The organism is Stenotrophomonas sp., from assembly GCF_032103445.1.
In the GTDB taxonomy this organism is placed as follows: domain Bacteria; phylum Pseudomonadota; class Gammaproteobacteria; order Xanthomonadales; family Xanthomonadaceae; genus Stenotrophomonas.
Map to the genome: position 1 here is coordinate 1 of NZ_DAMDFR010000022.1, position 22,116 is coordinate 22,116.

20 protein-coding genes are annotated in these 22,116 nt (G+C 61.3%); 8 read left to right on the forward strand and 12 right to left on the reverse strand.

The window, feature by feature from the left end; genetic code table 11:
• Window positions 1–199: 199 nt before the first annotated feature.
• The 5 genes from RT551_RS10075 to RT551_RS10095 form a co-directional block, all read right to left on the reverse strand.
• Window positions 200–1,819, reverse strand: coding sequence for a lactate permease LctP family transporter (locus tag RT551_RS10075; RefSeq protein WP_313458143.1), 1,620 nt, complete (start codon window positions 1,817–1,819; stop codon window positions 200–202).
• Window positions 1,820–1,886: 67 nt separating this feature from the next.
• Entirely contained in the window at window positions 1,887–2,885 is a 999-nt protein-coding gene (locus RT551_RS10080) for a 2-hydroxyacid dehydrogenase (RefSeq protein WP_313458145.1), read from the reverse strand.
• A 253-nt stretch (window positions 2,886–3,138) separates the two neighbouring features.
• Complete coding sequence (locus RT551_RS10085) at window positions 3,139–3,528, reverse strand: hypothetical protein (RefSeq protein ID WP_313458146.1); 390 nt, start codon at window positions 3,526–3,528, stop codon at window positions 3,139–3,141.
• Between the two features lie 106 nt (window positions 3,529–3,634).
• A complete protein-coding gene (locus RT551_RS10090; RefSeq protein ID WP_313458148.1) occupies window positions 3,635–4,027 on the reverse strand; it encodes a HigA family addiction module antitoxin in 393 nt (130 codons plus the stop codon).
• A gap of 618 nt (window positions 4,028–4,645) precedes the next feature.
• Window positions 4,646–4,798, reverse strand: a complete 153-nt coding sequence (locus tag RT551_RS10095; RefSeq protein WP_313458150.1) for a hypothetical protein — start codon at window positions 4,796–4,798, stop codon at window positions 4,646–4,648.
• Here RT551_RS10095 and RT551_RS10100 point away from each other — a divergent pair.
• Window positions 4,797–5,129: a HigA family addiction module antitoxin gene (locus RT551_RS10100; protein ID WP_313458152.1), complete on the forward strand. Its 333-nt coding sequence runs from the start codon at window positions 4,797–4,799 to the stop codon at window positions 5,127–5,129. The genes RT551_RS10095 and RT551_RS10100 overlap by 2 nt on opposite strands.
• On the opposite strand, the gene RT551_RS10105 is transcribed toward RT551_RS10100, so the two are convergent.
• Together RT551_RS10105 and RT551_RS10110 are read right to left on the reverse strand one after the other, a co-directional pair.
• Complete coding sequence (locus RT551_RS10105; RefSeq protein WP_313458265.1) at window positions 5,041–5,367, reverse strand: hypothetical protein; 327 nt, start codon at window positions 5,365–5,367, stop codon at window positions 5,041–5,043. The two genes, RT551_RS10100 and RT551_RS10105, sit on opposite strands and share 89 nt — an antisense overlap.
• 19 nt (window positions 5,368–5,386) lie before the next feature.
• Window positions 5,387–5,995 (reverse strand): DUF1629 domain-containing protein, encoded by a 609-nt coding sequence (locus tag RT551_RS10110; RefSeq protein ID WP_313458154.1) that lies wholly within the window; start codon window positions 5,993–5,995, stop codon window positions 5,387–5,389.
• Between the two features lie 250 nt (window positions 5,996–6,245).
• On the opposite strand from RT551_RS10110, the gene RT551_RS10115 reads away from it, so the two are divergent.
• Window positions 6,246–8,567 carry an arylsulfatase gene (locus tag RT551_RS10115; RefSeq protein WP_313458156.1) on the forward strand — a complete coding sequence of 774 codons (2,322 nt, stop codon included), beginning with the start codon at window positions 6,246–6,248 and terminating at the stop codon, window positions 8,565–8,567.
• Here RT551_RS10115 and RT551_RS10120 read toward each other — a convergent pair.
• Together RT551_RS10120 and RT551_RS10125 are read right to left on the reverse strand one after the other, a co-directional pair.
• Window positions 8,559–9,815, reverse strand: a complete 1,257-nt coding sequence (locus RT551_RS10120; RefSeq protein ID WP_313458158.1) for a hypothetical protein — start codon at window positions 9,813–9,815, stop codon at window positions 8,559–8,561. The two genes, RT551_RS10115 and RT551_RS10120, sit on opposite strands and share 9 nt — an antisense overlap.
• A gap of 89 nt (window positions 9,816–9,904) precedes the next feature.
• Window positions 9,905–11,173: a hypothetical protein gene (locus RT551_RS10125; RefSeq protein ID WP_313458160.1), complete on the reverse strand. Its 1,269-nt coding sequence runs from the start codon at window positions 11,171–11,173 to the stop codon at window positions 9,905–9,907.
• A 222-nt stretch (window positions 11,174–11,395) separates the two neighbouring features.
• Between RT551_RS10125 and RT551_RS10130 the strand changes: the two genes are divergently transcribed.
• From RT551_RS10130 to RT551_RS10140, 3 genes are all read left to right on the forward strand, one after another.
• The gene (locus tag RT551_RS10130; protein ID WP_313458162.1) at window positions 11,396–12,793 is read left to right on the forward strand and encodes a site-specific integrase; all 1,398 of its coding nucleotides are present in this window, start codon (window positions 11,396–11,398) and stop codon (window positions 12,791–12,793) included.
• Between the two features lie 236 nt (window positions 12,794–13,029).
• The gene (locus tag RT551_RS10135; RefSeq protein WP_313458165.1) at window positions 13,030–13,476 is read left to right on the forward strand and encodes a hypothetical protein; all 447 of its coding nucleotides are present in this window, start codon (window positions 13,030–13,032) and stop codon (window positions 13,474–13,476) included.
• 76 nt (window positions 13,477–13,552) lie between these two features.
• Window positions 13,553–13,858: a hypothetical protein gene (locus tag RT551_RS10140; protein WP_313458167.1), complete on the forward strand. Its 306-nt coding sequence runs from the start codon at window positions 13,553–13,555 to the stop codon at window positions 13,856–13,858.
• Between the two features lie 359 nt (window positions 13,859–14,217).
• On the opposite strand, the gene RT551_RS21570 is transcribed toward RT551_RS10140, so the two are convergent.
• A complete protein-coding gene (locus tag RT551_RS21570; protein ID WP_345785168.1) occupies window positions 14,218–14,439 on the reverse strand; it encodes an SUMF1/EgtB/PvdO family nonheme iron enzyme in 222 nt (73 codons plus the stop codon).
• 554 nt (window positions 14,440–14,993) lie between these two features.
• Here RT551_RS21570 and RT551_RS10145 point away from each other — a divergent pair.
• Window positions 14,994–15,767, forward strand: a complete 774-nt coding sequence (locus RT551_RS10145; protein WP_313458169.1) for a hypothetical protein — start codon at window positions 14,994–14,996, stop codon at window positions 15,765–15,767.
• A gap of 25 nt (window positions 15,768–15,792) precedes the next feature.
• The gene (locus tag RT551_RS10150) at window positions 15,793–16,587 is read left to right on the forward strand and encodes a transporter (protein WP_313458172.1); all 795 of its coding nucleotides are present in this window, start codon (window positions 15,793–15,795) and stop codon (window positions 16,585–16,587) included.
• 52 nt (window positions 16,588–16,639) lie between these two features.
• Here RT551_RS10150 and RT551_RS10155 read toward each other — a convergent pair whose 3' ends face one another.
• A complete protein-coding gene (locus RT551_RS10155) occupies window positions 16,640–18,157 on the reverse strand; it encodes an arylsulfatase (RefSeq protein ID WP_313458174.1) in 1,518 nt (505 codons plus the stop codon).
• Window positions 18,158–18,359: 202 nt separating this feature from the next.
• Window positions 18,360–19,007, reverse strand: a complete 648-nt coding sequence (locus RT551_RS10160) for a MarC family protein (RefSeq protein WP_313458176.1) — start codon at window positions 19,005–19,007, stop codon at window positions 18,360–18,362.
• Between the two features lie 745 nt (window positions 19,008–19,752).
• On the opposite strand from RT551_RS10160, the gene RT551_RS10165 reads away from it, so the two are divergent.
• Window positions 19,753–20,439, forward strand: coding sequence for a recombinase family protein (locus RT551_RS10165; protein WP_313458178.1), 687 nt, complete (start codon window positions 19,753–19,755; stop codon window positions 20,437–20,439).
• Window positions 20,440–22,116: the final 1,677 nt, after the last annotated feature.

Genomic DNA, 22,116 nt, shown 5'->3' on the forward strand with positions numbered 1-22,116 from the left:
CGGCCGTTTGATCCCGAAATCGCCCTTGCATAGGCAGGGGCGAGACGGTATCTACCGGGATCCGTAGAGCCACGCCCTGCGTGGCTGAACCACCGACCCGCCCACCCGTAGAGCCGGGCTTGCCCGGCTGAACCACCGACCATCTGCGTAGGGACGCGCCATGCGCGTCCACCGAATCACCCGGCACGACCACATCCGGTTACGCCACCATCGACAACACCCACGTCACCACACACACATAGCCCAACAACCCCAAACTGGCCGCCAACGTAGACCGCAGAATCGCCGACTCCTGCCCCACCAGCTTCACCGCCGCCGCCGCGATGGCAATCGACTGCGGCGACACCAGCTTCGCCATCACCCCGCCTGCGGTATTCGCCGCCACCAACAACGCCGGTGCCACGCCAATCTGCTCCGCCGTCACCGCCTGCAGATGCGCGAACAGGGTGTTGCTGTTCACCACCGACCCGGTAATGAACACCCCCATCCAGCCGATCACTGGCGACAGCACCGGGAACACCCCACCAGTTTCCGCCAGCGCCAGCCCGATCGTGGAAGACGCGCCGGAATAGTTGGTGATGTAAGCCACTGCCATCACCAGCGCCACGGTGGCCAGGGGCTTCCACATCTCCCGCCCGGCCTGCGCCAGTTCCTGTCCGCCGGCCCGCAGCCCAAGCTTCGGCGACAAGAGAGCCGTCAGCAGCGCGGCAATCAAAATGGCCGTGCCCGCAGCCCCCAGCCACCCCACATTCCATACCGCCGGCAGCGTATGCGCCTCGGCCACCAGCGGCGGCAGCTCCTGCACCCGCTGGTGCAGCAACCCAATCGGCAGGTGCAGCACCGTGCCGGCCAGCGCCCCACCCGCCGCGAACAACCCTTTGAACGCCGGCAGGCTCCACACCAGAATGGTGGCGGTCAGCAGATAGAACGGCGACCACGCCAGCAGCACCTCTTTCAGCGACCAACGCTGCGCCGACACCGGCGGTGCCTCGGCCTCGCGGTAGATCCGCTTCGGCTGCCAGAACTGCATGAACCCCGCCAGCGCCGCCATGCCCGCCAGCGGGCCGACGATATCGACCAGCTCCGGCCCGAGCAGCAGCAACACCGCCGTCTGCACGCCACTGAACACCAGGCCCACCACCAGCAGCACCGGCCAGGTTTCGCGCACGCCGCGCCAACCATCCAGCAGCATCACCAGCGCCGCCGGTAGCAGCGCTGCGCACACCTGCACCAGCGGCACCAGCTTCCACGACATGTCCCGCAGTGGCACCCCACCCTGCTCCGCCCCTACCAGAACTGGAATGCCGATGGCCCCGTAGGCCCCGGCCGCACCGTTGGCGATCAGACAGAGCATGGCGGCCTTCAGCGGGCGGAAGCCGAGCTCCACCAGCAAGGCCGCGCAGATGGCGATGGGCACGCCGAAGCCGGCTGCGCCTTCCAGGAAGCCACCAAAGCAGAACGCGATCAACAGCACCTGGATGCGCTGGTCATCGGAAATGGTCGCGATGCTGCCGCGGATGACTTCGAACTTGCCACTGCGGATGGCGAGCTTGTACAGCCATACCGCCATCAGCACGATGAAGCTGATGGGGAAGATGCCGTTGGCGATGCCGAGCAGGGCTGCGCCGGTGATTTCGCCGAGCGGCATGCCGAAGCCGAACCAGGAGACGGCGATGGAGACGGCTACGGCGAGGAGTGCGGCGGTGAGGCCTTTCAGGCGCAGGACTGTCAGGGCTAACAGGAAGACCAGGACCGGGAGTGCCCCCATCAGGGCGGAAAGGTAGGTGTTGCCCAGGGGGTCGTAGTTCTGTTGCCACATGGGTTTGGGGTTCCGTGCGGTTTTGGGGGCAGAACGGTGAGAGAGTGCAGCCACGCAGGGCGTGGCTCTACGCGACCTTATTTTTACAGGGGCGGCCTTCGGCGAAATCGGTGAGGTTGCCCAGGGTGATGGCGGAGATTTCCTGCAGGGCTTCGGCGGTGAAGAAGCCTTGGTGACCGGTCACCAGCACGTTCGGGAAGGTCATCAGGCGCTGGAAGACATCGTCGTCAATGATCTCGCCGGATAGATCCTGGAAGAACAGCGCGCTTTCCTGCTCGTACACGTCGATGGCCAGATGGCCGAGGTGTCGGGACTTCAGGGCGCGGATCACCGCATCGGTGTTGACCAGCCCACCACGTGAAGTGTTTACCAGCATGGCCCCGGGCTTCATGAGCGCCAGCGAAGCTTCGTTGATCAGGTGGTGCGTGTCCGGAGTCAGCGGGCAATGCAGGGAAACGATGTCCGAGCGCGCCAGCAGTTCAGACAGCGGCACCATTTCGCCAATGCCATCGAAGGCCGAGCTGGGGTACGGGTCATACCCGAGCACGTTGCAGCCCATACCTTTAAGAATGCGTGCCGTAGCCAGCCCGATTTTGCCGGTGCCCACGATGCCGGCCGTGCGGCCGTGCAGCGTGCGACCCAGCAGGCCGTCGAGCATGAAGTTCCCTTCGCGGACCCTGTTGTAGGCGCGGTGGGTCTGGCGGTTCAGTGTCATGATCAGCGCCAGCGCGTGTTCTGCTACTGCTTCAGGTGAGTAAGCCGGCACCCGGGCCACGAACAAGCCCAACCGCTCTGCGGCGGCCAGATCCACATTATTGAAGCCTGCACAGCGCAGCAGCACCGCGCGGATGCCCCGCCCGTACAGCGCTTCAAGCACCGGGGCATCCAGCCGGTCATTGACGAACACGCAGACCGCTTCGCTACCCTGGGCCAAGGTGGAGGTGGTGAGGTCCAGCCCTACGTCGAAGTAGGCGAACTCGAAGCGACCTTCACTGCCCGCATGCTGGTTCGCGGCTTCCAGGAAGTGACGGTCGTAGGGGCGTGCGCTGAAAACGGCGGTCTTCATGGGGTGGCCTCTGGGGGAGCAGTTCAACAGTAACCCAGATGGTAGGGGCCGTTCCTCAGTAAATGATGTCAAACCGTGACCGTGGGCACGTTGAGATTTCTGGAGGAGCTGAATCCGGTAGCGTCGGTCGACAGACGACGGCCCGGAAACACCCAACATCCGGTAACGCATGACCCCAAATTGACATCGCCTTCGATGCGGCGTCCTTGATGGCCGATAGCCCTGCGCCAACAGCAGCCGGGCAAGCCCGGCTCTACGAAATCTTCCACACCAGATCCAATCCGGACTCATCCCGCACCGCATAAACCCGCTCGTACTGAAACGACAGCACAAACCGATACCGGTGCTGCTTCGAGAACACCTCAATCAACCGATAGATCTCATGCAGGCTCCGCAACATATGCGCAGCCCGAAAGTGAAACGTCACCGTCAACCCCACACTCCACTCCACCTGCATGCCTCTTGCCCCTAAAGCAAGCGGAACAGCGTGCTGCTTGAACCCAAACGCACACCTGCACCCCGGCAGCAGTCCAGCCCAGATATTCTGGTCAACGTCGCTAGGCAGACCCAGCGACCGAAGCGTGAACGCCACATCATCCAGCGTCACCCCGGACTCAATCTCCAACACCATCACCAGACTCATACCCGAACTCCCCGCACTCTGCGCAACAGCCCGCCGTGCTGGCCGGGCTGCGCACGAACTGACAACCCGGGCCGTACCGTACACATGGCGACCCATCCCGACCGTCCTACCAGCGCACGCGCGGGCGGATCAGGTCGATGTCCTCGCCCCAGGCGCAGTACGCCATTTCCATGTCGTGTTTCGCCTGCAGATCCTGCCAGTACGCCGGCGGGTCACCGAAGTAACGCCCCAGCCGCAGCGACAGTTCCGCACTGATGCTGCTGCGGCCACCAATCACCGATTCCAATCGACCACGCTTGACCCGGATGGAGTCCGCCAGCCGCCGAATGGAAATGCCGGCAGGGCGCAGGTAGTCGTCCATCAACACGCGCCCTGGATGGATGCTCGCTGAGGGCTGAAACAGCGGCGCAGGCTGCACCGCTCCGCTTGCATGGCCGCCTTGAGGGCGCTCTGAATTCGCATGGTCAACAACACCTGCAAAGGAACACTGCTCGCACATGGGATCCTCCCGAAACTGGGTAACGAATGAGTTCAACGAAGTGGCAACGCGACGCGCAGCAAGGGCGCGGCGGCATGCCGATCAGATGGCCGGGGCAGCGCCCGGCGTTATAAGTTTTGGATACGCGCGCGAAGAGGCAACGCCGAAGGGCGGCAGGCGCGCGGAAGAGGTAATCGAAGGCCTCGAGTGGGCAGCTCGAAGCGATGGATGAAGGCCCAGAACGCGTACATCTCAGACTCCCGGGAAAGGCCTTTCCCCCTATGGGAAAGGCGTCGGGAGCTAGAAAACCGCAACACGTAACGGTGTGACTTATTCCCCCCCTTTTGGGGGAGTGTTGTATTCGCCACCATCCCGACCTTGGGATACAGAGGTTACGTGTTGAAAGAGTTTTCTAGACTCCGGGGACCACAGTGCCGGAAGGCCAATCTGATGTGAAGCGGCTGTTTTCTTGCATTTCTCGCGATTTCGATAGGCTGCATCTATCGTTGACGCGTATGGCACGGAAAACGGCGTTTTGGCGCATATTCCGAGCCAGAATGGCAAGGATTCCGATGCACCATGGCGCGTCATTCATGGCACCAGATCGAACTGCCAGGCATCCGAGGTGTCGTATGCGGCTCAAATGCCGACCGGCAGTGAACCGATCAGCAGACAACGGCCAACGAACGACGCATCTGGTCGAATGGTGATGCCTACAAAATTGAAATGAATTGAAAAGCCCTCTCCGGCGATTGGAGTAGCGTGGTCCACGCCACTCAGAGAGATGATCATGCGTACGGTTCCCTACCCCACCCCAGGTGAAGTCCTGTTGCATGAATTCCTGGAACCCATGGGCATCACACAGAGCCGCTTGGCCAAGTCCATCGGCGTACCAAAGCGCAGCATAGGGCTGATCGTGAGCGGACACCGGGGCATTACCGCCGACACGGGATTGCGCCTCTCACATTACTTCGGTACATCAGAGGGGTTCTGGATCGGTCTCCAACAGTCCTACGACCGCAACCCCAACACCCTCAGGACCGGAGGTTCGTCACGAAGTACAGCAACGCCGCCCACCCTATCAACGCAACGACGATCTCCGCGAGATTCCACTTTCGCCTGACGCCTGCACGGATAAGCATAGCGGAGGTGAGCAGGATCACAGCGACGAAGCTGCACCCGAAGATCCACATTCCAACAGATGTCACCCACTCGCACTCAACATCCTCCTGGGTAGTCGCGCAAAGCAGCAAGTTCAGCGGCCGACCAATCCACGCCTGCAACAGGCCGAATATGGATACCGCCCACAGGGCCCAGTACATGAAATGCAGAGATTTTAAAACCACGCTTCGAAGCTTCATCAACATCTTCCTTGGCACGTCATGGGGCCTGAATAACCTGCTCCTCCCCCGCCATCGACATCTCCTCATATGCGATACCGGTCACTTCAGCGCGGTCAAGGCGCAGCTTCACTTCCTCGCTGACGATCAGCGCATGCGGGTAGCCCACCAATCGGAATATGTGCTTATCTCCGATCCTGCTGGCATCCAGGACAAGGTTGAATGCTGACGAGTTCTCTTCAGACAGTGAGGGTCTCCATGGATCGTTGACGGCGAACCTGGTGAACTTCGAGGTGGCACCATCAATGCAGTCGAACTTTGACTCCACAATCATCACGAAGTACTCCGCAACGCCACTCGCCCCCTCGATGCTGACGGGCTCCATGACGGTGTTCCGGTACAGCTCCTCGATCTCAGGGAGCCCAGCGAGGGCATCGCAGAACCTGGCGCTGACGATGGGTACGCTGGCAGCACCCGCAACGGTGAAGTCAACCGCAACTCCATCGAAGTGAAGGTCAAGCGCATAACGGCATGGCTCCATGCATTCGACATACGGATCCAGAAATTCCCAGTTCTCGCTGTAGCGGATGCCCCCAAGAATCCATCTTTCTCGCATGGCTACGTCTGGATGCACGCGAAAGTACTTCATTCAATCTCCATGGCATCAGCAGGGTCCAGACCGATTCGTCCAGCAGAGCCAGACAATCTCATGGAATCTCATCAATGTGCTGCTTCAGGGAAGCCGCATTCCGCTGCCACGGTAGCGGCCGTGCGCCGACGTTCTTGAGGCCAATCAGGCTGCACCAGTAGAACTACTGATACCCCGACCGTGCTTTCGCCGATGTCAGCGCAACTGCCCAGTGGGAAGCTCATCGCCTCTCCCCCCGCAGGCCCCGCAGATGAATACCCGCCACGATGCCAACGCCGGAACCCCGGACATCCTGCCGCGCCCGGATTTCCACTTCCACGGCCAGGTGGGGCGCACCTACCAGGACTCGGACCCAGCCCAGTTTCCGCAGCCGGTGCAGGCCCCCAAAGGGGCCCCCAATGTGGTGCTGATCCTGCTGGACGACGTGGGCTTCGGCCAGTTCAGCACCTTCGGCGGCGGCGTGCCCTCGCCCACCATGGACCGGTTGGCGGCCGAAGGGCTGCGCTACAACCACTTCCACACCACCGCGCTGTGCAGCCCCACCCGTGCGGCGCTGATCACCGGGCGCAACCACCATTCGGCGTCGTTCGCCGGAATCACCGAGCTGGCCACTGGCTACGACGGCTATTGCTGCGTGCTGCCGCGCGACTGCGGCACCATCGGCGAGGTGCTGCGCCAGAACGGCTACATGACCGCGTGGATCGGCAAGAACCACAACACCCCGACCTGGGAGCTGAGCGCGGCAGGACCGTTTGACCGCTGGGCCAATGGTCTGGGCTTTGACTACTTCTACGGGTTCAATGCCGGCGACATGAATCACTGGAACCCGCTGTTGTTTGAAAACCGCGATCTGGTGCCGGCCTCCGATGACCCCGAGTATCACCTGACTGAAGACCTGGCGGACAAAGCCGTGGCCTGGGTGCGCCGAGCCAAGAGCATCGCGCCGGATCGTCCTTACTTCCTGTACGTTGCCCCCGGTGCAACACATGCCCCGCATCAGGCACCGCAGGCATGGATCGACAAGTTCAAAGGCCAGTTCGACATGGGCTGGGATGCCTATCGCGAACAGACGCTGGAACGGCAGAAAAAGCTTGGCGTGGTACCGGCGGACACCGACCTGACCGAACGCTCGCCGGGGCTGCCGGCATGGGAGGGTCTGGAGCAGGATCAGAAGGCGGTGTATGCGCGGATGATGGAAGTGTTTGCCGCCTATGGCGCACAGGTGGACGCGGCGATGGGACGCGTGATTGACGCAGTAAAGGCACTGCCCGACGCCGACAACACCATCATTCTCTATATTGCCGGCGACAACGGCTCCAGCGCCGAGGGCGGACTGGAAGGCTCGCTCAACGAGAACCTGTTCTTCAACGGCTTCCCGGAGAAGTGGCAGGACAACTTCGTGGTGATGCACGAACTGGGCGGGCCGAAGCACTTCAACCATTTCCCGTCATCGTGGGCGCATGCGATGAACACGCCGTTCCAGTGGACCAAGCAGGTGGCCAGCCACTTTGGGGGCACGCGAAACCCGCTGATTGTGAGCTGGCCGGAGAAGATCAAGGACAAGGGCGGGCTGCGTGAGCAGTTCCTGCATGTGATCGACATCGTGCCGACCCTGTATGAAGCCTGCGGAATCACTGCGCCTCGCGTGCTCAACGGCATTCCGCAGAAGGACATCGAGGGCATCAGCTTTGCCTTCAGCTTTGATGACGGCAAGGCCCCCAGCCGCCGCCGTACCCAGTATTTCGAACTGGCCTGCAATCGCGGCCTGTACCACGAGGGCTGGATGGCCTCAGCGCCGAGCTTCGCACCGTGGATGCCGACGCGTCCCACCGACTGGTCGCCGGACAAGCAGGTATGGGAGCTGTACAAGCTGGACGGCGATTTCTCCCAGGCGCACGACGTAGCCGCAGAGCACCCGGACAAGCTGCGCGAACTGCAGGATCTGTGGTGGGTGGAGGCCGCGCGCTACAGCGTGCTGCCACTGGACTGGCGCGGCACCATTCGCATGAATGCCGAAGCGATGGGCCGCCCGAACCTGGTCGGCAAGCGCACCCAGGTGACCTACTACCCCGGCATGGTGGCCCTACCCGATGCGGCCTGCCTGCCGATGCTCAACAAGTCGTGGAAGATCACCGCGCAGGTGGAGGTGCCGGCCGATGCCGAAGGCATGATCATCACCCAGGGCGGTTCGGAAGGCGGCTACGGGCTGTACTTCAAAGATGGCAAGCCGGCGTTCGTCTACAACTTCCTCGGCCAGGAGCGCCCGGTGTTCAGCGCGGAAAAGGCGCTGCCGCCGGGCAAGGCGCACATCGAGGTGCGCTTCGACTATGACGGTGGCGGCATGGGCAAAGGCGGCAAGGTCACGCTCACCGTAGACGGAACCACCGTGGCCAGCGGTCGGCTGGAGCGCACCGTGCCGATCCAGTTCTCCATCGGCGAAGGGCTGGATATCGGCTTGGATACCGGCTCGGCGGTGGACTGGAACTACACCCTGCCCTTCCGCTTCACCGGCACCATTGATCACGTGGACGTGGAGATCTTCCCCGAGTGGGACACCGCCACCTCAGGGTGACGGCGGCGCGTACTCGAAGCGCAGCTCACGCATGCCCTCGCCCACAGCGGGCGTCACCGGCTCGATGCCATCGCAGCCGTCCGCGAGCTTGCCGTCGACGCCCATCTGGGGCAGACCGCAGCTGCCGTTGCTGATGATGCCCAGCTGCGGGAACACCTCGCGCGTGAATTTCTCGGCTTCCTTGCGCAACTGCGTCCGGTCGAGCGACGCCGCCTTCGCGTTGTAGCGGATTTCGATGCCGTGCAGGCGGTCTACCATGTAGATGAAGGCCCCGCTGTAGGCCCCGTCCTCACGCTTGAAGCCGAAGTCCACCTGGTAGGCGGTGACGGTCTTGGGGCTAGGCTGGTGATAGGGAGAGGGGTTGGCAACCGGCTTTACCGGAAGGGTGAACGTCGACAGCGGCGACATGGGCGGATCCACCAGCTGCGACGCCCAGCCCCTCTGCAGCGCGTCGCGCTCGATCACCGCCTGCTCGGCGACGGCCTCGGCCGAGTTCACACCCACCGGATAGATGTACACATCGATGAAGCCGGTGTTGTCGTCGGGGCGCTCGTAGCGGAGCGAGGCACCATAGGGCGCTGTGTCGAAACGATGCTCGCCCACCATCACCCAGGTGCCGATGCGCTCGGGATAGATCACCGAGGTCTCGCGCAGGAAGCCGCCGAGGAACGGCACCTCGTCTGGCGTGGCGTTCACACGTGTGAGACGCGCGGCCAGACAATCCGTCACCACCGGAGCCAGGTGCCGGTCCAGACGGCCAGCCTTCTGCTCGGCGACCAGCGCGTCCATCTGCGCGATGCGCAGTTCCGGGTGCTTCGCCAGCATTACTTTGTAGACTTTGATTGAACTTTCCGCAGCGGCCACCTGCCGGGCCAGCTCGGGGGTGTCCGTGCCATGTTCGATCTGGAAGGCAACATTCCCGAACAGCATCTGCTGCGTCAGTTCAGTGGTAATGGGGCTGCGGTCCTTGTGCCCCAGCTCGGGCAGATCCATCACGTCACACAGGTTGACCTCGAACTCGCTGTTGTTCATTGCCCAATCGAGCAGTGCCCTTCGCACTTCCGACGCATCGGCCGCGTCTGGAGACTTCTCCAGCGCGCGGGTGTAGCGCAGGACCTTGGCGTGCGTCGATTCTTCGGGTTCGGCGGGCGCTGCGGGCTCATTTGCCAGAAGCGGCGAGGCCAGGCAGAGGCAGAGCGGAATCGCCAATGCGAGCGCGGAACGGCGGAGAGCGGTGATGGATGCCATCGTCCTTGATTTCCCGTTGTAGTCAGCTGAATCCCCTTGCCGGAGAATAACAGGCCCGGATGAAACGTCCTGTTATCCGGGCGGACTGTTCAGCGGGAACTCGGGTACTCGAAGCGCAGTTCCCGACGGCCTTCCAGCACCGCGGGCTGGATGGGGTCCTGGCCTGCGCAGCCGTCCGCAATGCGACTGTCCTGCGCCATTTCGGGCACACCGCAGTTGCCGGTACTGGTGATGTCCAGCTGGGGCAGCAGGTAACGGGCGAAGTCTTCGGCCTCTTTACGTGCCTGCGCACGGCTGAGCTTGGTAGCGTCGGCGCTGTATCTCAGCTTGATGGCATACAGGCGGTCCACCATGAACACCATGACCGAGTGATAGCGCTTGCCGTTCTCTTTATGGAGGTAGGTGAAATCGGCCTCGTAGGCCGTTACGGCGCTTGGGCGCGGCTGACGTCCGGCGGGAACGGAAACAGCGGCATTGAGCGGCACGCTGAACGTGGACAGCGGACTCAGGGGCGTGTCAGTGAAGGACTCCTTCCACGCTGCGACGAGATTGTTGCGCTCGCTGGCGGCCAGCTGGGCCACCTGCTCTGTGTTCAACACGCCCATCGGGTAGAAATATGCGTCCATCCAGCCGCTTTCATCGCCAACGCGGTGGAAGCGCACCGACGCGCCGTACTCCAGTTCATCGTAGCGGTGCTCGCTGAGCATCTCCCAGCCGGTGGGAACCTTGAGCGGATAGACCACATGGGATTCGCGCAGGTAGCCGCCGAGGAAGGGGGCGGCATCTTCCTCGTCAGGTAGCGTCATCGGCTCGCCACCCTCTGAGCTGCAGGCGTCAGCCGTCTTCTTTTCCACGTACTCGCGAAGGGTGCCGGCGCGCTGCTGCACGATCAGCGGCTCCAACGCGGGTACCACCCACTTGGCATCCTTGATCAGGTAGTTGCCGTACATGCGCAGTACGCTCTCCACCGCCGCCAACTGGCGCAGTGCCTCGTCCTTACCTGCCCCGTGCTCGATCTGCCAGGCGACGTTGCCGGCCATCATCTGCAGCAGCAGCTCGTCAGCGAGCGCCGGGCGGTCGTCGGCGCGAAGGTCCAGCATGTTGCAGACGGTAACGGAGTAATCAGGGGTTTCCACGATCCACCGCAGCAGCCAGCGGCGCATCTCCAGCGCTTCGTCGGCCAGCGGTGCCGACTCCAAAGCGCGGGTGTAGCGCACGGCTTTCGCTGCGTCGGTTTCGGCCTGCGCGGGTGCGGCGGCGGGCTTGGGCTCTGCGGCCCGGAGCGCGGGCGCGGTGAGTACGGCCAGCGGCAGGGCCACGCCCAGCGCCAGGCGGTGAAGCCATGTGGTTGATGCCATCTTCCTTGAATCCCCTCAAGCCACCGGGGGGTGGCTGCCTTGGAGCCAAGCGTAGCAGGAGGCATCGCCCAAACAAAAAGCCCCGACCAAGGCCGGGGCTTTTCATGCAACTGGTGCCGGAAACAGGATCACAGACACCACGAGCGGCAAAGCCAATAACCATGCGGGACAAGGGTTTCCGCTGTACCCTACGCCACCACACTCTGTACCCGCACCTCCCAAATGGCCCTCCCCTCCGGCATCAAACGCCGTGGCAATACCTACTCAGCTCGCTACGTCCTTCCCCGACCCGTCCAGCGAGCAGTCGGCAAGCACGACATGGTTCAGGCGCTGTCCACCGACTCCCTTAGTGAGGCGGTAGAACTAGCCGCACCGATCATTGCCGGGTGGAAAGCATGGGCGCTCGCAATGCAGCGAGGCACGGCCAAAGGTTCACCGGAGGACTACGTAAAGCGAGCGCAAGTCGCCCACCGCCTCATTCGGGACGGGATCGACCAGTGGTCACCTGAACTCATTACGGAACGCGCTCGCGAAGGACACGCCATGGTGGGCACCGGCTCGCTGCGGCCTATCGACGTTCAATCCCAGGTCGATAACGACGTGGACATGTATGTAGCGCAGCAGGAAAAGGCAGGCGAGCAGATCGACGCGCAGGGCCTACAGCGCGCCTACCGGGCTTCGCGGGGGCAGCTTGGCACGACGGTAGCGGAGAGTATGGAGAGCTTCCTAGCGGAGCGTATAGGCGACCTTACGGCACAGTCCCACGGCGAACTTGAGAAACGCTGCCGCGCATTCGTCAGCTGGGTCGGTAGGAACGTGGAGATTGCGACCATCACCCGAGCCACCGCAGGTCAGTTCGTTGCCAAGGTGATCCAGACCCGCGAAGTATCGAGAGTGACGAAGACCAAGGAGGTCAGTGCCTGCCGTGTGTGGTTTGGCTGGGCCATGCTCCGTGGACAGATCGACCTCAATCCGTTCGACGGTATGCAGGGCACGTTGAAGAAGTCGAAGAAGGGACGCGAGGCGAATCGTCGGACGTGGGCCGAAGGGGAACTGAAAGTCATCCTGACAGGCATGAAGAGCGACCGGCGAGAACGTTTGCTGTTCCCATTGACGTTGCTGGCCCTCTACACCGGCATGCGCTTGAATGAGGTCTGCGCCCTCACCGTGGGCGACTACGATGCCGAGGCCCAGGTCATCCACGTCCGCGAAGGTAAGTCGATGGCAGCGGTCCGAGTGGTCCCTGTGCACCCTGCTATCCGGAACCTCCTGGACGGACTGGTCGAGAACACTGGCGACGGCTACCTGCTGCCGGGTCTGGTACCCGGAGGTCCAGACCGCAAGCGAGGCCACGGGATCGGGAAGACGTGGGGCCGCCGTATCCGGACCCTTGGCATCGCAGACCGCCGCCTGGTGTTCCACGGGCTACGAGCTACGTTCATCACAGCCGCGCTAAACGCTGGTGCACCGAAGGAAGTCGTGCAGCAGGTAGCCGGGCACGAGCGAGAAGGAGTCACCATGAAAAGTTACGCTCGTGTACTGAGTCTTGAGCTTTGCCGCATGGCGGTCGAAGGCGTCAGCTTCGGAGAGCTGGAATCCTCCATCTGTCGCGGTCCGTGATACTCCTGTCCGGCACACTGGCCCCATAAACACCGACGACATCACCACCACCGACCGAGGCCACGCCGAACGTCCCGACATGTTCGCCCAAATATCCCTAGGGCAGTCCTTAAGAAAACCGGCGGACGGCCAGAAGCCGGCGGAAGGAGCGCGTCCGGAGAAACAGGAGGATGACGAAGTTTAGTGATTGAAGATGACGCAGGCGTAACCTAAAGGCACTCAAGGGAGGTGACATCATGATTACCCCAGCTCGGGGAAAGGAACCGACGGACCTGCAGGTACTCCGGCAACTGCTGCTCGCTGCCAGAGCGGCAGATGCAAAGAGGGAGGCAACCGACGACTACGTTTTTATCGAGCCAAAAGATGTCGCACAGATCGCTGCCACCCTTGGCGTCCGCACTAATGACTTGTACGCGCGCCTTGAGTATCACTTGAATGCGGTCTATCGCAGCAAGCACGGGGGCGACGGCCTTCTGACATTTCAGACACCGCTAGTCAGCTTGCATGTGAGCCTCGCGCAGACAGCGGCTCTGTACGCGAACCTTCAAGCCGAGGAACGGCGGCAGAGTTGGACGCAGGGGATTGCGTTTGAGGCGCTGGCGGTTTCTATCCTGTCCCTGGGGTTCAGTGTAGGGAAGCCGTCGGACCCCGTGAGGATTGAGGTTGTCCCGTCACCATCGTAGCAGCAGCCTGCGACAATCAATCCTGCAATGCCCCAAAAGCTGCCGTCCCAGCTCCCTACGAAGCCCTGAGACCGATATGGCACGCCCAAAGAAGACCCCCGAACAGATCGCCGACGAGGAAGAGCGTACCTCCTCCCTTGGCCTGCTGCGCTACGCCCACGAGTACCAGCGCGCGGCCGACATGGTGAAGAGGCAGGACGACCGGTCCGTGGTGCCGTACATGCTCGTCGCCCATTCCCTTGAGCTGGCTTTGAAGGCATTTCTAAGAAGCCGTGGGTCCACCTTGGATGCCCTGTTGAACTTGGGCCACAACCTCCCACGCATCCACCAAGAAGCGATGGGAAAACGTCTTGACCGCCTTTGGCCGCACGCGGCGGACTGAACCTGCCCCGCTGAAACGGACGCCAAGAAGCGATCCTCCTTTGAGCACCTTCCTGCCCACACCGGCCTGAGAGGGGTCCACTCTGGCCTCCAGCAGTGCCCCTTGTGGGTTGCGTGGCACGCAGCGGGGCCTCGCCACTTCGGTTGGGTGTCGATTGCTGAACCAGTCCTGCGTCCACTCCCAGACATTGCCAATCATGTCCACCAACCCGTAGCCATTGGCTGGGCAAGTTCCCACGGGGGACATTCGCACGAATCCGTCCTCTTCAAGGTTCTGCCAGGGGAACTGCCCTTGCCACGTGTTCGCCATGTGCCGGCCGTCGGGCACCAGCTCGGTCCCCCACGCGAACTCTGTGCCACTCAAGCCGCAAACTCCCATTCCGCCTCTGTGGGAACATCCTTTCCGCTCCATGCCGCGTAAGCCTTTACATCCTCAATGCCTATATGCACGACGGGATGGTCGGCCATCCCGTTCAGATCCGAGTCGGGCTCCAGGGGATGACGCCAGTCGGCCCCATGGACGAAGGCCCGCCAGTGGCGAACATCGTGGAGCACGGGCCTCCTGGGCGGGGTGAAGACCATCGATCCGGCCTTCAGGTTCTCGGGCGGTGCGCCGGGGTGCGGATGGGGCTATCTCCGCTGCCGTCACATGGCCGGTCGCATGGATGAAACGCCCGAACTGCTGATTGGTCACGGGAGAAGCGTCCATCCAGAACCCGTCGACCCGCACTCGGTGGCTCGGCTTTTCCTCAGGGTAGTGATGATCCGACCCCATAAGAAACTCCCCACCGGGGATCCAAACCAAGCGTTCAGGAACGTGTTCGCTCAAGCTTTGGTGGTGAGGCGTAGGGGATTGCTTCCTAATCATGGAAACGAATCGGATCGAGCATGGTCAACTGGCGCGCCTGTATCCGTCACCCCCGTCGCAAACCTGGGCCCTCGATAACCAAAGCCAACACCACGGAGGTAGGGAATTCCTCTCAGTCAGCCGCAGCCCTGACTATAAGCACGCCACCGATATCTGCGCTAGCGCTTGGAGCTCGGGCGCGCCCGCAGGGCGGTCTCTAAGCATTTCTACTGATTACTACGTCTTTCGCCACTGCCAAGATCGTCGAACACGCTTGGGAGATTGAGCAATGCCCATTGTTTCCGACAGCTATCCCTACCTGCCAGTCTGGCTTCTGTCGATCATGCTCTTCGCGGCATTGCTGCTGGCACGGGAAGCAGGGGCATGGTTTGGAAGGCGCAGGGTTACCAAGCCCGTGCCTGGTGACGAAGGGTTCGCCAGGACCACGGTTCTAGGACTTCTTGCGCTCCTGATCGGCTTCACCTTTTCCATCGCGTTGCAACGCTATGACAGTCGTCGCGCCTTGGTCGTTGACGAAGCCAATGCCATTGGAACTACCTGGCTGCGCGTTTCACTGCTTGAGGAACATGACCGCCCTCAAGCGAAAGCCGTCTTATTGGAATACACGATGTCGAGGTTGGACTTTGGGGAAGCGCACAGCAGCCGAGACGAGCTCGCTCGGCACCGCGCCTCTGTGCGTGCCCAATCGAGGTTATGGGAAACCCTAATCAATGCGACCGCATCATTCAAGGACACTCCGCGCGCGGGGCTGATACTCGCAAGCACCAACGACGCCATCGACCTTGCGGAGGCCCGTTTAGCGAGTCGTCAAGCCCACATTCCCCCTCGAATCCTTCGGATGCTTGTCCTGTTTTCGGTCCTATCCGCGGGACTTGTCGGCTACGAACGCCCAAGCGAGCGCCGAACCTCAGCGATGGTCTTGGGGCTGTTCACCCTAGCGGCGGCATTGGTTGTGGATCTTGACCGACCCACCACCGGAATCACCAACGTCCCACAAATCCCGATGGTGAACCTTTTCGATTCGATGCAGCGAGACCAGTAGCGCCCAACCCAAGCGAGGATCATTGATGAAAACCAAAACAGCCGGAGTGACCCTAATGCTTCTTGCCTGCGGGGCTGCGCATGCCGCAGAAGGCGGAGATGATGCCGATGCGCTTGCCAAAGCCTTGGCCAATCCAGTCGCAGCCCTCATCAGCGTACCTTTCCAATACAACTACGATAGGACCTTTGGGGACAAAGGTTATAGACACACGCTCAATGTCCAGCCCGTCGTCCCCATATCCTTGAATGAGGACTGGAACATCATTTCTCGCACTATCGTTCCGATCATTTACCAGAACGAGGTGGTGCCGGGGACAGATCAGGCGGGCCTGGGAGACGTTGTCCAGAGCATCTTCATCTCGCCCAAGGAGCCGACCTCGAGTGGTCTTATCTGGGGCATTGGGCCCGTCTTCTTGCTTCCCACCGGCACCGATGACCTCAGCGCGGATACTTGGGCAGCCGGCCCCACAGCCGTAGCGTTGCTTCAGCATGGGTCATGGACGTATGGAGCGCTCGTCAATCACCTGGCCGATGTGGGAGGGGCAAGGGGCAGGCGCACGGACGTGAGCACCACTATGCTTCAACCGTTTGTCACGAGGGGGCTTTCCGGCGGTCGCACCATCGCCGTCAACTTAGAATCCACCTACGATTGGAAGGCTCGGCAGTGGCTCATCCCGCTCAACCTTCAATACTCAAAGGTCACTCGCATCGGCAGGCAGCGCGTCAGCTTCCAAGGAGGAGTCCGCGCCTACTTGGATGGTCCACGCGGGGGGCCGGACTGGGGCCTACGATTCAATGTGACGCTGCTCTATCCGAAGTGACCGTGCCCCTAACAAATCCGGTGGGGCGAAAGCCCCACCGGAAAGAGCCGTCTCAGCGCTGCGTGCCACTGTTTTCCATGGACGCCAGCATACGGTCAATGTCGAAGTTGGTGCTGGCCTGGCGAGGGGGAAACTCCTTAAGTGTCTGGAGGAACTTGCCGACCTGGGCTGAGGCGGGGCCAAGTGTCCACGCCCGGTTCTCTTGCCACTCATCGAAACCTCGGGCGTTGTGGAACCGTTCGAAGGGGTCAAGCTTGAGGTTCGTGATCAGCGGAGAGGTCAGGTTCTCTTGCACTCCGTTGAACCACCTGTCCTGCTTCTTGAAGAGGAACTTCCAGTCGCCGTAGCGCAGCCCATGGAGCGTGGTTTCGGTAAAGTAATAAAACTCCTTTCGCTTGCTCTTCCCTTCCCCAACAATCAGCTCGCTCTGGTCCACGCCATCTAGATGTACCTTGTATTTCCTACCACCGACTTCGTGCCCCTTTTTGAGCTTCCCGGCCAGATCGGGCTGCCCCAGTTTGGACATGATGGTGGGGAGCCAGTCCTCCATGGACATGAACTCTCCAGAGGTGGTGTTGGCGGGAATGACGCCAGGCCACTTCACGACACACGGCACCCGGAAGCCGCCCTCATACCCGCCAACCCCCTTCTCACCTCTAAACGGCTGATTGCCACCATCGGGCCAGCTGTTGCTGGCCGCGCCGTTGTCGGTGGCGAACATGACGAGGGTGTTTTCGTCCGCCCCCAACTCATCGAGCAGATCCAAGAGCTCGCCAACGGTGTCATCCAGTTCCATCATGCCATCTGCGTATGGGCCATACCCGCTTTTCCCCTCGTATTTCGGCGAGAGGTTGGTCCGGTAGTGCATGCGGGTGGTGTTGTGCCAAACAAAGAAGGGCTTATCCGCTTTCACCGCGTCGCGGATGAACCTTTTTGATTCCACCAAAATCTCGGAGTCGATCGTTCGCTGCCGCTCTCGGCCAAACGGCCCCTTGTCCTCCACTCGCTGCTTGCCGTTTGGCTCCGCCCAGGAGTGAACCACGCCACGCTGTGCAAACTGCTTAGCGACTGCCTCATCCTTGGGAAAATCGTATTCTTCGGCGTATTCACCCGCATTGAGGTGATAAAGAATGCCGAAGAACTCGTCAAAGCCATGAACGGTGGGCAAGTGTTCGTCCAGATCACCCAGGTGATTCTTGCCAAACTGCCCGGTGGCGTAGCCTAGTGGCTTAAGGAACTCGGCGAGGGTGGGATCTTCCTTCTGCAACCCAATGGGCGACCCTGGCAGGCCAACGGTAGCCAACCCGACGCGAATGGGATACTGGCCCGTGATGAACGCAGCGCGCCCGGCGGTGCATGATGCCTGTGCGTAGTGGTCCATGAACATGAGGCCGTCCTTCGCAATACGGTCGATATTCGGCGTGGACCCACCCATCATCCCTCGGTGATAGCAAGACAGGTTCCACATGCCCACATCGTCACCCCAGATGATGAGGATATTGGGCGTGGACGTTGAGCCCTTGCTGCCCTTTTCAGATGACGTAGCGGCGCTGCCCTTGGACTTGGTCATAAGATTGCTCCTTCGTCTGATGTAACCCGGGGGACCGGGAACTGTGAACCGAACCTACTACTCCTCGCAGCCGTGAGTCCTTGGCCTAACAACCCCATAACTGGGCTGACCTACAACGGGGAACTGCGATGTCACGGCCGGATCCCCAAGGTCAAGCCCAGGGAACGGCTAAGCGCTGCCAGCGATTGCTCTTTAGGAGCGTTCACAACTCAGGCAATGCTGATGCGGTGATCGCGATGACCGCTCCCACCACGAACTGCAACGCCAAAGCAACCTGCATGACGCCCAAGATTGCACCGATGATGGACAAGGTGGTTTGACCAAGCGTTCTTACGATTCGAGGGGCGAACATGAGCGCTAAAAGATCCAACCCCAGCACCAGGAGGGCGACCGCTAGCACCAACGCCGTCCGATCAGCACCGTGACTGAGTGCCACGAGGAGTATGACCGCAGCGAAGGCGTATGGCGGCACGGTGACGGGAAATGCCAGCGATGCAGGCGACGGGGGAGAGCCTCCAACCGCCGCCGGCGCTGCTGCGTATTGGGAGAGGAGGAGCCTGAGCGCGACAAGGAGGAACACTAGTCCTCCCGCCGCTTGAAGCACCGCCGGATCGATGTGCCACTTCCTGAGCAGATTTCCGCCTAGGAGTCCGGCAGCCAGGACCGCAACGGAGGCCGAGAAGAACACTTTCCACGCCAGCAGCCGGCGCTCGCTGGGCTGCATCGCAGACGTGCCGACCGCATACACACCGAGCGACTTGATGGGCCCCATCATGATGAAGAGCAGCAGAAACACGTCCGCAAACAGCAGCCTATAGCCATACTCGGGCACGGAAAGGGTGTAGTGCATTGCTGGACTCATGAGCGGCCTCAGGAAAATGCGAACACGCCTGTCAGAAACACGCGCTTCACGCCGAAGATGAATGACGGACCTTAGACGGATATCGCCTCTGATTCTGTTTCATCCCCGTCGCCTCGTCCTCGGTAAAATTACCTAGCGATCCTTGACCGACTGCTCATTTCAGTGAGAGCTTGCGCTGCGTGACCGACGCAGACTCGTGCCAAATGGAGATTACCGGCAAGCCGTGATGCGCGTGAAAGACAGGCACGCGCTACTTAGCGCGCCCGGCCCGAATGCAGTGGCGTCAGGGGGCTATCGAAGGTAGAAGTCTGCTTTCGCAGAGGTGTCTACGGAACGCTGGGCGGTTCAAACCGAGTGGCATGCTAAGACACGAGAAATGCTCGCCAGTCCCCCTTCGGACGAAGGAGGCAACGAGGGGAGCAGAGAGAAGGGCTAAGAGGCCAGCCGTTTCTGTTGCGAAAATTCGAAGGGCATCGATAGATCAACTTACGCCCGATTCCCCCCTTGGGGGGCATAAGCAGGGGAATTTCGGTTCCGTGGTGGGGCGAGGATTCGGGACTGGTGGGGCGTAGAGCGTGCACGTGAACTGCGTTGATGCATGACGAACGGCACCATGCTGGGTCAATGTGCACCTGCGTTCTGCGTTAGTTGGGCGTGAGGCCACCTAACGATTGACACGTGCTTCGCCCGGTGTATCTTTACGCCAACCGAACGTAAGGCACTTTGATACAGCATGATCTCTGCACCCCGATTCATCGCCTACTACCGTGTGTCCACTCGCGCTCAGGCCGCATCTGGCCTCGGCCTCGACGCGCAACGTGCAGCGTGTGAGGCGCTTTCTGCGCAGCGCGGAGGCGTGATCGTCAATACGTTCACCGAGGCTGAGTCCGGCAAGCACAATGCCCGACCTGAGCTGTTGAAGGCTCTACGGCTGTGCGCTCTCACCGGCTCGACATTGCTCATCGCCAAGCTGGATCGACTAAGCCGAAATACGGCCTTTCTTCTGACGCTGCGTGACTCGGGTGCACGGTTTATTGCTGCTGACATGCCTGATGCCTGCGAATTGACGGTAGGCATCCTCGCACTGGTCGCAGAACAGGAACGGGTGGCTATCTCAAACCGCACCAAGGCGGCGCTACAGGCTGCGAAGGCGCGCGGACAGATGCTGGGAAATCCCAACGGTGCAGACGCACTGAGGCGCGCGGGAAAGGGAAATACAGCCGCTATGGAGGCCGTACAGAACAGGGCCGATGCATTCGCGGCGAGGCTTGAGGATACCATCAAGGAGCTGCAAGGCACCGGCGTCACTACCTTGGGAGGCATCGTGGCAGCCCTCAACAGCCGTGGCATTCTTACGCCGAGGGGCGCTGAATGGACACGTGCGGGAGTATCAAGGCTGCTGAAGAGGCTTGAAGGCTAGTGTCCCTACGACCGGTTCAATGCGGCCCGAGCCACGCAGACCTTCCGCACAGGTTTTCACCCCTCACCCTAGCTAGAACACATGCAACACTGGCGCGCACACGTACGTCTACCACCCACTAGGTCCTTCCCTAAGAGGATGGCAAGCCTATCTGTCGGTCTGCTTTCACTGCCCACCCTTGAGGGACAGGTCATGTTCCCGTGAGGTCTGCCGTCTCACCTAGTGAACCGTGGAGAGCGTGAGGTGCTCTGCATGATCCCTTACGACGACCTCCAAACCACCCAGGCATCTCCGCAGGGGCGTGCAGAGCGCCCCGCAATGTTTGATCATCTGCTCGTGAGACCCGACCGCAGGACACGGTAAGGGCAACAACAGGCGTAGCAGAAGGAGCTGGCGAGGCGAGCCGGAAGAGGCACTGCCATGCCGGGGTTTGGTCCGACCCTCGAAGACATGAAACGGACGCCGAGCACTGCGTAATAGTGTTCAACCTACCATCTAGCAACCGCCAGGTCAGCCAAGGCGGGCCGGGCGCTACCGGCAATTACCACTGACCCTCGAAGAAGGATTGCGCAACGTCAAGTTGCTGAAGCAGCATTGCTTGCCAAGCCACCAATGGGGACGGCGTTCATGGCAGGCAGGACGCACATTGAAGCGCCCTCTCCTACCGAGTAGAGAGGATGCCAACTCCCTAGCTGTATACGCATAACTCCGTTCCACAGAGCGGACCTTGCCCTTAGGTGTATACGCATAAGCATTCTCTGATTGCTGACCAATCTTGCCGGTCCACTCCGGCCACAACCAGGACTACTTTCATGCCGCCTGCGCCCGACCTGCGTGGAGCTTCCGCGCACGCAATGTTCACCGACGAAACCCAGGAAGGCCCCAGAATGCGGGATGGGCGCTTCTATCCTCCGTCGCCCATGGAAACAGCGGAACACACCGCTGCTGCCCTACGCCAACTGCACAAAGAGAAAAACGTGGCGTTCATGGCCGCTCGAGCGTCCCTGAAGAAGGGTCGAAAGCTTCCGCCTGACGTCCCGCGCAAGCGCGCACCTAAGAAGCCACGACTGCCTGCTGATCTTTCCACAATCGATCCAAGGGATTATCGGATGCGCCTCAAGGCGGAGGGATACGTCACTGCATCAGGTATTCGTTACTTCATGGCCCTTCTCAAGATGCAGGGCGAAGGTACACAGGTGACCATCCCCGCATCCACAAACCTTCCCGCACACACCATGCTGGAGAAGGTAGGCAAGTTCTCGCGGGTCGGTGGTTGGAATCCTACTCTCCACCTATCCTGCTGCCCTGTGACACTGGGCTTGGTCGTCCGATGGCAGCACCCTGACGAACCTGCCCCCGCCCCCTACCCGTCGCGATTCGGTCTAAACCACCTCACAGGCTGCGGGGAGTTCGTAGACATCTCCGTCTCTATGTTCCCCGAAGCCATGAGGCGTTCAGTGCGGGTCCGCGCAATCTATCTAGACCACGCAGTTAGCCGTCAGAACGCACGCGCAGCCAAGCACAAGCAGATCGACATTCTACCCGACGACCCTTGCCGCTCAGGCCTCCTGACTGCCGTACTAAAGTCCGCCGACCATGACCTACGCGCCAGCGGGCGGAGCCTTCAACCACAACCCTAGGCCAGCGCGTGGCACCGCAGAAGCCTTGCGTTCCACC